The 13,156-nt window shown below is 69.5% G+C and carries 10 protein-coding genes; 6 read left to right on the forward strand and 4 right to left on the reverse strand.

Going from position 1 to position 13,156, the window contains the following annotated elements; all coding sequences use genetic code 11:
* Positions 1 to 46 precede the first annotated feature (46 nt).
* On the reverse strand, positions 47 to 1,894 hold the full coding sequence (dnaK, locus tag TTH_RS07550) for a molecular chaperone DnaK (RefSeq protein ID WP_011228715.1): 1,848 nt from the start codon (positions 1,892 to 1,894) through the stop codon (positions 47 to 49).
* 134 nt (positions 1,895 to 2,028) lie between these two features.
* Between dnaK and ftsH the strand changes: the two genes are divergently transcribed.
* Positions 2,029 to 3,903: an ATP-dependent zinc metalloprotease FtsH gene (gene ftsH, locus TTH_RS07555; RefSeq protein WP_011173542.1), complete on the forward strand. Its 1,875-nt coding sequence runs from the start codon at positions 2,029 to 2,031 to the stop codon at positions 3,901 to 3,903.
* A 58-nt stretch (positions 3,904 to 3,961) separates the two neighbouring features.
* Here ftsH and TTH_RS07560 read toward each other — a convergent pair whose 3' ends face one another.
* Entirely contained in the window at positions 3,962 to 5,119 is a 1,158-nt protein-coding gene (locus TTH_RS07560) for a class I SAM-dependent rRNA methyltransferase (protein WP_011228716.1), read from the reverse strand.
* Between the two features lie 20 nt (positions 5,120 to 5,139).
* Here TTH_RS07560 and sppA point away from each other — a divergent pair, with 20 nt between their 5' ends.
* Entirely contained in the window at positions 5,140 to 6,045 is a 906-nt protein-coding gene (sppA, locus tag TTH_RS07565; RefSeq protein ID WP_011228717.1) for a signal peptide peptidase SppA, read from the forward strand.
* Positions 6,039 to 6,449: an RDD family protein gene (locus tag TTH_RS07570; RefSeq protein WP_008633066.1), complete on the forward strand. Its 411-nt coding sequence runs from the start codon at positions 6,039 to 6,041 to the stop codon at positions 6,447 to 6,449. The genes sppA and TTH_RS07570 overlap by 7 nt, the downstream gene beginning before the upstream one ends.
* 76 nt (positions 6,450 to 6,525) lie before the next feature.
* On the opposite strand, the gene rocF is transcribed toward TTH_RS07570, so the two are convergent.
* Together rocF and TTH_RS07580 are read right to left on the reverse strand one after the other, a co-directional pair.
* Positions 6,526 to 7,410 carry an arginase gene (gene rocF, locus TTH_RS07575; RefSeq protein ID WP_038039155.1) on the reverse strand — a complete coding sequence of 295 codons (885 nt, stop codon included), beginning with the start codon at positions 7,408 to 7,410 and terminating at the stop codon, positions 6,526 to 6,528.
* A gap of 43 nt (positions 7,411 to 7,453) precedes the next feature.
* Positions 7,454 to 7,828, reverse strand: a complete 375-nt coding sequence (locus TTH_RS07580; protein WP_014629200.1) for a Mov34/MPN/PAD-1 family protein — start codon at positions 7,826 to 7,828, stop codon at positions 7,454 to 7,456.
* Positions 7,829 to 7,898: 70 nt separating this feature from the next.
* Between TTH_RS07580 and TTH_RS07585 the strand changes: the two genes are divergently transcribed.
* The 3 genes from TTH_RS07585 to ppsA are packed head-to-tail and all read left to right on the forward strand — an operon-like array spanning position 7,899 to position 13,156.
* On the forward strand, positions 7,899 to 9,875 hold the full coding sequence (locus TTH_RS07585; RefSeq protein ID WP_011228719.1) for an elongation factor G: 1,977 nt from the start codon (positions 7,899 to 7,901) through the stop codon (positions 9,873 to 9,875).
* On the forward strand, positions 9,876 to 10,766 hold the full coding sequence (locus tag TTH_RS07590; RefSeq protein ID WP_011173548.1) for an AAA family ATPase: 891 nt from the start codon (positions 9,876 to 9,878) through the stop codon (positions 10,764 to 10,766). It abuts the gene before it with no gap.
* Positions 10,763 to 13,156: a phosphoenolpyruvate synthase gene (gene ppsA, locus TTH_RS07595; protein ID WP_011228720.1), complete on the forward strand. Its 2,394-nt coding sequence runs from the start codon at positions 10,763 to 10,765 to the stop codon at positions 13,154 to 13,156. The genes TTH_RS07590 and ppsA overlap by 4 nt, the downstream gene beginning before the upstream one ends.

Consider the following 13,156-nt stretch of genomic DNA (forward strand, 5'->3'; position numbering starts at 1 on the left):
TTGGGGGGAGGCCCCGCCCAAAGGGGCGGGGCCCCGGCCTTGCGCCTCAGTCCGCGGGCTTGTAGTCGGCGTCAATCACGTCGTCCGGCCCCTTGCCCGAAGCCGCCTGGGCGCCCTTCTCGTACTCCTCCACCGCCTTAAGGAGCTCCTCCGTGGCCGCCTTGAGCTCGGGGTCGGGGGCGTCCCGCTCCACGAGCTCCTTGGCCTTCCCTATGGCGGCCTCGAGGCGGGCCCTGGCCTCCGGGGCCCCCTGCCTCTCCTGCAGGACCCTTTCCGCCTGGACGCGGGCCGAGTCCAGGGCGTTCTTGAGCTCGGCGTGCTCCCTGCGGCGGCGGTCCTCCTCGGCGTGGCGCTTCGCCTCCTCAATGATCCGCTGGATCTCCTCCTCGGAGAGGGTGGTGGTGTTCTGGATGGTGATGGAGGCCTCGCGCCCGGTGGACCTCTCCTTGGCGGTCACGTGGAGGATGCCGTTGGCGTCAATGTCAAAGCAGACCTCAATCTGGGGGACGCCCGCGGGCATGGGGGGGATGCCCTCCAGGCGGAAGCGGCCCAGGCTCTTGTTGTCCTGGGCCATGGGGCGCTCGCCCTGGAGGACATGGATCTCCACGGCGGTCTGGTTGTGCTCGGCGGTGGTGAAGATCTCGCACTTGCGGGTGGGGATGGTGGTGTTCCGGGGGATGAGGACGGTCATCACCCCGCCCTTGGTCTCCACGCCCAGGGAGAGGGGGGTGACGTCCAGAAGGACCACGTCCCGGACCTCCCCCATGAGCACCCCGGCCTGGATGGCGGCCCCCATGGCCACCACCTCGTCGGGGTTCACGGAGCGGTTGGGCTCCTTGCCCAGAAGCTCCCTCACCACCTGCTGCACCGCGGGCACCCGGGTGGCCCCGCCCACGAGGATCACCTCGTCAATCTGGGCGGGGGTGAGGCCCGCGTCCTTCAAGGCCTGCTCCACGGGGCCCCTGAGGCGCTTGAGGAGGGGCTGGATCAGCTCCTCAAACTTGGCCCGGGTGAGCTTCTTCTCCAGGTGGAGGGGGGTCTTGCTCGCGGGGTCCAAGGCGATGAAGGGCAGGCTGATGGTGGTCTCCAGGGTGCTGGAGAGCTCAATCTTGGCCTTCTCCGCCGCCTCAATGAGCCGTTGCAGGGCCTGGCGGTCGGCCTTGAGGTCCACGCCGTGCTCCTTCTTGAACTCCTCGGCGAGCCAGTTGACGATGGCGTGGTCCATGTCCGACCCGCCCAGGTGGGTGTCCCCGGAGGTGGCCTTCACCTCAAAGACCCCCTCGCCGATCTCCAGGATGGTGACGTCAAAGGTCCCGCCTCCCAGGTCAAAGACGAGGACGGTCTCGTTCCCCTTCTTGTCCAGGCCGTAGGCCAAAGCGGCGGCGGTGGGCTCGTTGATGATGCGCAAGACCTCAAGCCCCGCGATCCTGCCGGCGTTGGCCGTGGCCTCCCGCTGGGCGTTGTTGAAGTAGGCGGGCACGGTGATCACCGCCTTGGTGATCTTTTCCCCGAGCTTCTTGGAGGCGTCCTCCACCAGCTTGCGGAGGATCATGGCGCTGATCTCCTCGGGGGTGTAGAGCTTGCCCTTGACCTCCACCCGCACGCCCCCGTCCGGCCCGGGGACCACCTTGTAGGGGACCCGCTTGGCCTCCTCCTGGACCTCCTCAAAGCGGCGGCCGATGAAGCGCTTGATCTCAAAGATCGTCCCCTCGGGGTTCAGGACCGCCTGGCGCTTGGCCATGCGGCCCACCAGGGTCTCCCCGTCGCGGAAGGCCACCACGCTCGGGGTGACCCTTTCCCCTTCCGCGTTTTCCAGCACCACGGGCTTGCCGCCCTCCAGGACGGCGATCACGCTGTTGGTGGTGCCCAGGTCAATGCCCACTGCCTTGGCCATACGTCTTCACCTCGCCTCCCAGGCTAACGCACATGCCGCATTTTTGTCAAGGGAGTTGAGTATGATTTTGTCATGGTCGGTTGGTGAGGCGGCCTACCCTTTTTCCCTCCCCCCGGTGTACCTTGAAGGAAGACATGCCTCGAGCCCCCTTTAGCCTTCTCGCCCTGGTCCTGGGCCTCGCCTTCCTGGCCTGGGCCTTCAGCCTCGCGGGCACCGTGGGCGCCCCAAGCGGGACGGTGAACTACACGACCTTCCTGGAGGACCTCAAGGCGGGCCGGGTCAAGGAGGTGGTGGTGCGCGCCGGGGACACCCGGATCCAGGGGGTCCTGGAGGACGGCTCCGCCTTCACCACCTACGCGGCGAGCCCTCCGGACAACGCCACCCTCGAGGGCTGGATGGCCCGGGGGGTGAGCGTCCGGGTGGAGCCCCCCCAGGGCCAAAACGCCCTCGGCTTCCTCTGGCCCCTCCTCCTCGTGGGCCTCCTCATCGGCGCCCTCTACTACTTCTCCCGCAACGGCCGGGCCGGGCCTTCGGACTCCGCCTTCAGCTTCACCAAAAGCCGGGCCCGGGTCCTCACCGAGGCCCCCAAGGTCACCTTCAAGGACGTGGCCGGGGCGGAGGAGGCCAAGGAGGAACTCAAGGAGATCGTGGAGTTCCTCAAAAACCCCAGCCGCTTCCACGAGATGGGCGCCCGCATCCCCAAGGGTGTCCTCCTGGTGGGGCCCCCGGGGGTGGGCAAGACCCACCTGGCCCGGGCCGTGGCCGGGGAGGCCCGGGTGCCCTTCATCACCGCCTCGGGCTCCGACTTCGTGGAGATGTTCGTGGGGGTAGGGGCGGCGAGGGTCCGGGACCTCTTTGAGACCGCCAAGCGCCACGCCCCCTGCATCGTCTTCATTGACGAGATTGACGCCGTGGGGAGGAAGCGGGGAAGCGGGGTGGGGGGCGGGAACGACGAGCGGGAGCAGACCCTGAACCAGCTCCTCGTGGAGATGGACGGCTTTGAGAAGGACACGGCCATCGTGGTCATGGCCGCCACCAACCGCCCCGACATCCTGGACCCCGCCCTGCTCCGCCCCGGGCGCTTTGACCGGCAGATCGCCATAGACGCCCCCGACGTCAAGGGCCGGGAGCAGATCCTCAGGATCCACGCCCGGGGCAAGCCCCTGGCGGAGGACGTGGACCTGGCCCTCCTCGCCAAGCGCACCCCGGGCTTCGTGGGGGCGGACCTGGAGAACCTCCTGAACGAAGCCGCCCTCCTCGCCGCCCGGGAGGGGCGGAGGAAGATCACCATGAAGGACCTGGAGGAGGCCGCCGACCGGGTGATGATGGGCCCGGCCAAGAAAAGCCTCGTCCTCTCCCCCCGCGACCGCAGGATCACCGCCTACCACGAGGCGGGGCACGCCCTGGCGGCCCACTTCCTGGAGCACGCCGACGGGGTGCACAAGGTGACCATCGTGCCCCGGGGAAGGGCCTTGGGCTTCATGATGCCCAGGCGGGAGGACATGCTCCACTGGTCCAGAAAGCGCCTTTTGGACCAGATCGCCGTGGCCCTGGCGGGGCGGGCGGCGGAGGAGATCGTCTTTGACGACGTGACCACGGGGGCGGAGAACGACTTCCGCCAGGCCACGGAGCTCGCCCGCCGCATGATCACCGAGTGGGGGATGCACCCCGAGTTCGGCCCCGTGGCCTACGCGGTGCGGGAGGACACCTACCTGGGCGGCTACGACGTGCGCCAGTACTCGGAGGAGACCGCCAAGCGCATTGACGAGGCGGTGCGCCGCCTCATTGAGGAGCAGTACCAGAGGGTGAAGGCCCTTCTCCTGGAAAAGCGGGAGGTCCTGGAGCGGGTGGCGGAGACCCTCCTGGAGCGGGAGACCCTCACCGCCGAGGAGTTCCAACGGGTGGTGGAGGGGCTCCCCTTGGAGGCCCCCGAGGAGGCCCGGGAGGAGCGGGAGCCCCCCCGGGTGGTGCCCAAGGTGAAGCCGGGGGGCGCCCTGGGCGGGGCCTGAGGCCCCGGCGAGGGCCACGGGAAGGCCCCACGCGGGCTTGCGCCCGCGTGGGGCGGTATCAGAGGGGGTCGTCCTGGAGGACGAGGGTCTTGAGGTAGAGGCTTTCAGGGATGTGGAGGCTCCAGGGGTGGTCCTCGGGCTGGTAGGTCACCCGGTGGACCCGGAGCCTGCGGCCGAGGTCGGCGGCGGCCCGGCGGGCCACCTCCAAGAGGTCCTCCAGGCGGAGGTGGTAGCTACAGGAGGAAAGCCACAAAAACCCCTCCTCCGCGAGGAGCCGCAAGGCTTCCCGGACGAGGTCCACCAGGTGGCGCTTCATGGCGGGAAGCTCCTCCGGGCGCTTCACCAGGGTGGGGGGGTCCAGGAGGACGTGGTGGAAGGGCCCCTCCAGGCCCCGGAGGGTGGGGAGGGCCTCCCCGTGGCGGATGTCCACCCGGAGGCCCAGGCGCAGGGCCGCCTGGTCCAGGACACCCAAGGCCTCGAGGTCCTTGTCCACCGCGAGGGCGTACGCCCCCTTGCGGGCCGCCCTCAGGGCGAACCCCCCCACGTAGCTGTACACGTCCAGGACCCGCTCCCCGGGACGCACCATGGCCTCAAAGAGGCGGCGGTTCTCCCGCTGGTCCAGGTAGTACCCCGTCTTCTGGGCGAGGGCGAGGGGGATGGGGAAGCGGAGGCCGTCCTCCTCCACCTCGAGGACCTCCGGCACCTCCCCGTAAACCACCCCCACCCTTTCGGGAAGGCCCTCCTGCCGCCGGGCCTCCACGTCGCTCCGCTCGTAGACCCCTTTGGGGGCCACCACCTCCAAGAGGGCGGGAAGCCACACCTCCCGCAGGGCCTCCATGCCCCGGGAGCGGACCTGGAGGACCAGGACCTCCCCAAAGCGGTCCACCACGAGGCCGGGAAGCCCGTCCGCCTCCCCGTGGACAAGGCGGTGGCTCTCCCCCAGGCCTTGCCTGCGCCGGAGCGCCCGGGCGAACCGCCCCTGGAAGAAGGCGCGGTTCAGGGGCCCCGGGTCAAAGCGGAAGGCCCGAAAGGGCACCCGGCTCCGGGGGTCGTAGTAGCCCACGGCCAAAAAGTGCCCCTCCGCGTCCACGGCCTCCGCCACCCCCACCCCCTCGGGCGGGGCGGCGATCTCGTCCCGGTAGAGGTTCGGGTAGAAGTTGCGGAGCTTCCGCTCCTTGCCCGCCTTGACCACAAGCCTCAGCACAGGCCCCAGCATACGCCTGCTATAGTGGAGCCATGAACCGGAAGCGATGGCTCGCCCTCGCCCTCTTCCTCGGCGTGGCCCTTCTGGTGGTGGGGCTGGGCCGGCTCACGGCGAGCCCCCCCGCCCAAGGCCCCTGGCGGGAGACCACCCTCTACGGCCAGGGGGAGAAGGTCCTGCTTCTGGAGCTTCTCGGCGAGATCCCCTCGGGCAAGGCCCTGGAGCGCTTCCTCTCCCAGGTGCGCCAGGCCCGGGAGGACGAGGGGGTGCGGGCCGTGGTCCTCTACGTGGAAAGCCCCGGGGGCGGGGTCACGGAGACCGAGGCCCTGCACCGCGCCCTCCGCGCCCTGGCCCAGGAGAAGCCCCTGGTGGCCAGCCTCGGAAGGGTGGCGGCGAGCGGCGGCTACTACGTGGCCACCGCCGCCCGGGAGATCCTCGTCCCCCCCACGGCGGTGACCGGCTCCATCGGGGTGGTGGGCTACCTGCCCCAGGTGGGGGAGCTTTTGGCCAAGGTGGGCGTCCGGGTGGAGGTGCTCAAGGAGGGGCGGCTCAAGGACATGGCCTCGCCCCTCAGGCCCCTCACCCCGGAGGAGCGGGAGGTGGTCCAAGGCCTTCTGCGCGAGGCCTACGAGCTTTTCGTCCAGCGGGTGGCGGAGGGGCGGGGGATGCCCCGGGAGAAGGTCCTCGCCCTCGCCGACGGGCGCATCTACTCGGGGAAGCAGGCCGTGGCCCTGGGCCTCGCCGACCGGGAGGGCTACCTGGAGGACGCCGCCCGAAGGGCCGCGGAGCTTGCGGGCCTTAAGGCCTTCCGCCTCGTGCGCTACACCAGGCCCAAAGGCCTCCTGGAGGGGCTTTGGGGCGAGGAGGTTCCCTGGGCCCAGGGCCTTCTCCAGGCGCGCTTTCGCGTAGAATACCGCTACCTTGGAGGTGGCCTGTGGTGATCGCAAGCCCTTGGCGAAGGCTCGTGGCCTCCCTGGTGGACAGCCTCGTCCTCCTCCCCCTAAGCCTCCTCCTCATGGCCCTGGCGGGGGTGGACCCCCTGGGCCCCACCACCTGGGTCCAGGACCTCCTCTTCCAGTGGATCCCCGGCTGGACCTACTACACCGCCTTCACCGCCCTCTACGGGGCCACCCCGGGCAAGATGGCCTTGGGCCTCAAGGTGGTGCGAACGGACGAGCGGCCCGTGGACTGGCTCACCGCCTTCATGCGGGAGGTGGTGGGCAAGACCCTCTCCACCCTTCCCCTGGGGCTCGGCTACCTCTGGGCCTTCTTCCACCCCAGGCGCCAGGCCTGGCACGACCTCATCGCCGACACCCTGGTGGTGCGGGCCTCGAGGCCGGGCTAGGTGCCCCGCCGCGGCGAAAGGGCCTTCCTTCGGCCGTCCTAGCGAAACCAAAGAGGGCAGGCCGGCCTGGGGTAGCCTAAAAGATCCGCTTGCCCAAGAGGCTTAGCGCCAGGCCCACCAGCATCTCGGCGGTGCGGTTGCGCTCGTCCAGGATGGGGTTCACCTCCACCAGGTCCAGGCTCTGCACCCGGCCCGACTCGGCCAGGATCTCCATGAGGAGGTGGGCCTCCCGGTAGGTGAGCCCCCCGGGCACCGGGGTCCCCACCCCGGGGGCGAGGGTGGGGTCCAGGACGTCGGCGTCCAGGGAGACGTGGAGGGGGAGGCCCTGGAGGTGCTTTAGAACCTCCTCGGCGATCCGGGCCACGCCGAGGCGGTCCACCTCGTGCATGGTGTAGACCCGGACCCCCGCCTCCTTAAGGAGGCGCTTCTCCCCGGGATCCAGGCTCCGCACCCCCACCAGGACCACGTCCTTGGGGTCCACGGCCCGGAAGACCTCCGTGAGCCGGGGATGGCCCAGGCCCGAGAGGACGGCGAGGGGCATGCCGTGGACGTTGCCGCTCGGCGAGGTCTCGGGGGTGTTGAAGTCGGCGTGGGCGTCCACCCAGACCACGCCCACCCGCCGGCCCCGGGCGGCCCCCGCCACGGAGCCCATGCTCAAGGAGTGGTCCCCGCCCAAGACGATGGGGAAAACCCCCTCGGGCAGGGCCGCAAGGCGCTCCTTTAGGACGAGGGCCGCGGCCCGGATCTCCTCCAGGTAGGCGAGGCCCCGCCCCCTTCGCCTCGAGGCCCGGGCCAGGGAGACGGGTACGTCCCCCAGGTCCTCCACGGTGTAGCCCAGATCCTCCAGCTGCTCCAGAAGCCGGGCGTACCGCAGGGCGGACGGCCCCATGTCCACGCCCCGCCGGTTCGCCCCCAGGTCCATGGGCACGCCCACCACGGCCACGCGTTCCATGGGGGGCATGGTAGCAGAAACGTCCATGCGGGGCTTGGGAAGTTTATGCGCCCTAGAGCACCACTAGGGCCACCTCCTGCCCCTCGGGGAGGAGGAAGGCCCGGACCCCGTCCGTGCCGAAGATGACGTAGGGCACCCGCCAGCGGGCCTCCTTGATGTCCCTCGGGCTCGGAAGGGCGGGGCCTTTGGGGTGGGAGTGGTAGATGGCAAGCAGGGAAAGCCCCTCCCGCTCAAGCGCCTTGAGGGCCTTGAGGAGGGCCAGGGGGTCCGCCAGGTAGGCGGTGAGGGGGCTCGGGTGGACGTTGGGCAGGGGGATGACCCGCTCCACCTCGCGCCTGCCCGCCCAGAGCCCCACCCCCTCCTTGGGGGCCTCCCTCAGGAGGTGGGCCCGGGTCTCCTCCAGAAGGCCTCGAGGCACGTAGAGCACAAGGCCATGATACCCGCCGGGACAACCGCCCCGCCCCCCGGCGTATACTATGGGCACCGAAGGAGGCGCCATGATCCGAACCGTCGCCCTGGTGGGGCACGCGGGAAGCGGGAAAACCACCCTCACGGAGGCCCTACTTTACAAGACCGGGGCCAAGGAGCGCCGGGGCCGGGTGGAGGAGGGCACCACCACCACGGACTACACCCCCGAGGCCAAGCTCCACCGCACCACGGTGCGCACCGGGGTGGCCCCTCTCCTCTTTCGGGGCCACCGCGTCTTCCTCCTGGACGCCCCGGGCTACGGGGACTTCGTGGGGGAGATCCGGGGGGCCTTGGAGGCCGCGGACGCCGCCTTGGTGGCCGTGTCCGCGGAGGCCGGGGTGCAGGTGGGCACGGAAAGGGCCTGGACCGTGGCGGAGAGGCTCGGCCTCCCCCGGATGGTGGTGGTCACCAAGCTGGACAAGGGCGGGGACTACTACGCCCTCCTGGAGGACCTGAGGAGCACCCTGGGCCCCATCCTCCCCATAGACCTGCCCCTCTACGAAGGGGGGAAGTGGGTGGGGCTTATTGACGTCTTCCACGGCAAGGCCTACCGCTACGAGAACGGGGAGGAAAGGGAGGCGGAGGTCCCCCCGGAGGAAAGGGAGAGGGTGCAGCGCTTCCGCCAGGAGGTCCTCGAGGCCATCGTGGAGACGGACGAGGGCCTCTTGGAGAAGTACCTGGAAGGGGAGGAGGTCACGGGAGAAGCCCTGGAGAAGGCCTTCCACGAGGCGGTGCGGCGGGGCCTCCTCTACCCCGTGGCCCTGGCTTCCGGGGAGAGGGAGATCGGGGTCCTGCCCCTTCTGGAACTGATCCTGGAGGCCCTCCCCTCCCCCACGGAGCGCTTCGGGGATGGTCCCCCCTTGGCCAAGGTCTTCAAGGTCCAGGTGGACCCCTTTATGGGCCAGGTGGCCTACCTGCGCCTCTACCGGGGAAGGCTTAAGCCCGGGGACAGCCTCCAAAGCGAGGCCGGGCAGGTGCGCCTCCCCCACCTCTACGTGCCCATGGGGAAGGACCTCTTGGAGGTGGAGGAGGCGGAGGCGGGGTTCGTCCTGGGCGTCCCCAAGGCGGAAGGCCTCCACCGGGGGATGGTCCTTTGGCAAGGGGAGAAGCCGGAAAGCGAAGAGGTGCCCTTCGCCCGCCTGCCCGACCCCAACGTCCCCGTGGCCCTCCACCCCAAGGGGCGCACGGACGAGGCCAGGCTGGGCGAGGCCCTGAGGAAGCTCCTCGAGGAGGACCCGAGCCTGAAGCTAGAGCGCCAGGAGGAGACGGGGGAGCTCCTCCTTTGGGGCCACGGGGAGCTCCACCTCGCCACCGCCAAGGAACGCCTCCAGGACTACGGGGTGGAGGTGGAGTTCTCCGTGCCCAAGGTGCCCTACCGGGAGACCATCAAGAAGGTGGCCGAGGGCCAGGGCAAGTACAAGAAGCAGACCGGGGGGCACGGCCAGTACGGGGACGTGTGGCTCAGGCTGGAGCCCGCAAGCGAGTACGGCTTTGAGTGGCGCATCACCGGGGGGGTCATCCCCAGCAAGTACCAGGAGGCCATAGAGGAGGGGATCAAGGAGGCGGCCAAGAAGGGGGTGCTGGCGGGCTTTCCGGTGATGGGCTTCAAGGCCATCGTCTACAACGGCTCCTACCACGAGGTGGACTCCTCGGACCTCGCCTTTCAGATCGCCGCAAGCCTGGCCTTCAAGAAGGTGATGGCCGAGGCGCACCCCGTGCTTCTAGAGCCCATCTACCGCCTCAAGGTCCTCGCCCCTCAGGAGCGGGTGGGGGACGTCCTCTCCGACCTCCAGGCCCGGCGGGGGCGGATTTTGGGCATGGAGCAGGAGGGGGCCTTGAGCGTGGTCCACGCCGAGGTGCCCCTCGCCGAGGTCCTGGAGTACTACAAGGCCCTCCCCGGCCTCACCGGGGGGGCGGGGGCCTACACCCTGGAGTTCAGCCACTACGCCGAGGTCCCCCCGCACCTCGCCCAGCGGATCGTCCAGGAGAGGGCCCAGGAGGGCTAGATGGCCTTGGACCGGCTTCGGGAAGCCCTGGGGGAAGCCCTCTTCGGCCAAGAGGAGGTCATAGAGGCCCTCCTCGCCGTCCTCCTCGCCCGGGGGCACGCCCTCTTGGAAGGGATGCCGGGCCTGGGCAAGACCCTCCTCGCGGAGAGCCTGGCCCGGGCGAGCGGCCTCGCCTACAAGCGCATCCAGTTCACCCCGGACCTCCTCCCCCAGGACCTCACGGGAAGCGAGGTCTACCGGGAGGGGCGCTTCGTCTTCGTCCCAGGACCCATCTTCGCCCAGGTGGTCCTGGCGGACGAGATCAACCGGGCGCCCCCCAAGGTGCAGTCGGCCCTCCTCGAGGCCATGCAGGAAAGGGCGGTGACCGCAGGGGGCGTGCGCCACCCCTTGCCCGAGCCCTTCTTCGTCATCGCCACGCAAAACCCCCTGGAGCTGGAGGGCACCTACCCCCTGCCCGAGGCCCAGCTGGACCGCTTCACCGCCAAGATCCCCTTCCGCCCCCCGAGGCGGGAGGTGTGGCTCAGGATCCTCACCGAGGAACCCAAGGCCCCTGAGCCGGTGGAGGTGGACCTCCTCAAGGCCCAGGAGGAGGCGAAGGAGGTGCGGGTGGCCAAGGAAGCCCTGGAGGCCATCACCCACGTGGCCTTCCTCACCCAGGAGGACCAGCGCCTCCGCATGGGGCTTTCCCCCCGCGGGGCCAAAGCGTGGCTTTCCCTCGCCCGGGCCCTCGCCTACCTGCGGGGGAAGCCCTTCGTGGACTGGAAGGAGCTTAAGGACGCCGCCTTCCTCGCCCTCCCCCACCGCCTCTTCCTCACGGAGGAGGCCCTTTACGCGGGGGAAAGCGCCGAGGGCGTGCTGAAGGAGGCTTTGAGGAAAGGAGGGATCCCGTGAGGTGGGTGCGGTTTTTCCACGAGGTGGGCCTCGAGGACGTCCCCCTGGTGGGGGGGAAGAACGCCTCCCTGGGGGAGATGATCCGGGAGCTCTCCCCCTTAGGGGTCAGGGTGCCCGAGGGCTTCGCCACCACCAGCGAGGCGTATTGGCACTTTCTGGAGCATAACGGCCTGAAAGAGGCCATCGCCCGGGAACTGGGGGAGCTGGACCCGGAGGACCCCAAGGCCCTGCAAAGGGTAAGCCGCCGCCTGCGGAACCTGATCCTGAAGGGCGAATACCCCCAAGACCTCCGGGAGGAGATCCTCGAGGCCTACCGCAGGCTTTCCGAGGAGGCGGGGGAGGAGGAGATCCCCGTGGCCGTGCGGAGTAGCGCCACCGCCGAGGACCTCCCCACGGCGAGCTTCGCCGGACAGCAGGAAAGCTTTCTCTACGTCCAGGGGGAAGCGGACCTCCTCCTCCACGTGAAGCGGGCCATGGCGAGCCTCTTCACGGCGCGGGCCATCAGCTACCGGGCCCACATGGGCTTTGACCACCTCAAGGTGGCCCTCTCCGTGGGGGTCCAGCGCATGGTGCGGGCGGACGACGCCGCAAGCGGGGTCATCTTCACCTTGGACCCCGACACCGGCCACCGGGGCTTCGTCTACCTCACGGCCATCTACGGCCTGGGCGAGAACATCGTCCAGGGCCGGGTGATTCCGGACGGCTACTACGTGCACAAGGAGACCTTCCGTGAGGGCTTCCGGGCCGTGGTCTACAGAAGGCTCGGCGCCAAGGAGCTCACCCTGGCCTTTGACCCCAGGGAGGGAAGGCTCAAGAACCGCCCCACGCCCCTCTACCTGCGAAACCGCTTCGCCCTAAGGGACGAGGAGGTCCTCCTCCTTGCCGACTGGGCCATGAAGATTGAGGACCACTACTCCAAGAAGCGGGGTAGCCCCACCCCCATGGACATTGAGTGGGCCAAGGACGGCCCCACGGGGGAGCTCTTCGTCCTCCAGGCCCGGCCCGAGACCGTCCACTCGCAAAAGACCCCGGTCCTCCGCGTCTTCCGCCTCCTCAAGCGGGGCGAGGTCCTGGCCGAGGGCCTCGCCGTGGGGGAGGCCATCGCCATGGGGCGGGCCCGCGTCCTCAAGGACCCGAAGGAGATGGACCGCTTCCAGGAGGGGGAGGTCCTGGTCACCGAGACCACCAACCCCGACTGGGAGCCCATCATGAAGAAGGCGGCGGCCATCGTCACCGAAAGGGGCGGGCGCACCTCCCACGCGGCCATCGTGGCCCGGGAGCTGGGGGTGCCCGCGGTGGTGGGGGCGGTGGGGGCCACGCGGAGCGTCCCCGAGGGGGAGGAGGTCACGGTCTCCTGCGCCGAGGGGGAGCGGGGCGTGGTCTACCGTGGGAGGCTCCCCTTTGAGGTGGAGGAGATCCGCCCCGAAACCCTGCCCAGGACCCGGACCCGGATCCTGGTGAACGTGGGCACCCCGGAGGAGGCCCTGAGGACGAGCCTCCTTCCCACGGACGGGGTGGGGCTTTTGCGCATGGAGTTCGTCTTCGCGAGCCACGTGCGTGTCCACCCCCTGGCCCTCACCCGGTTTGAAACCCTGCCCAAGGAGGTGCGCCGCCAGGTGGAGGAGGTCACCGAGGCCTACCCCGACAAGCGGGCCTACTTCGTGGAGACCTTAAGCCAGGGCATCGGCCTCATCGCCGCCGCCTTCTATCCGAGGCCCGTTCTCCTCCGCTTCTCCGACTTCAAGACCAACGAGTACGCCCGCCTCCTCGGGGGGCACCTCTTTGAGCCCAAGGAGGAAAACCCCATGCTGGGGTGGCGGGGGGCGAGCCGCTACTACCACCCGGACTACAAGGAGGGCTTCCTCCTGGAGGTGGCCGCGGTGAGGCGGGTTAGGGAGGAGATGGGCCTCAAGAACCTCATGGTCATGGTCCCCTTCTGCCGCACCCCGGAGGAGGGGGAGAAGGTCTTGGAGGTGATGGCCGAAGGGGGGCTTAGGCGGGGAGAGGGGGGCCTCGAGGTCCACGTGATGGCGGAGATCCCCTCCAACGTCCTCGAGGCCGAGGCCTTCGCCGAGCTCTTTGACGGCTTCTCCATCGGCTCCAACGACCTCACCCAGCTCGCTTTGGGCCTGGACCGGGACTCGGAAAGGGTGGCCCACCTCTTTGACGAGCGGCGGGAGACGGTGAAGCGCCTCGCGGCCATGCTCATTGAGAAGGCCCACGCCAAGGGGAAGAAGGTGGGCATCTGCGGCCAGGCTCCTTCCGACTACCCCGAGTTCGCCGCCTTCCTGGTGGAACGGGGCATAGACTCCCTAAGCCTCAACCCCGATGCCCTCCTGCGCACGGTGCGGGAGGTGGCCGAGGTGGAAAGGAGGCTCGGGATCGGGTAG

This window comes from Thermus thermophilus HB8, assembly GCF_000091545.1.
Lineage (GTDB): Bacteria > Deinococcota > Deinococci > Deinococcales > Thermaceae > Thermus > Thermus thermophilus.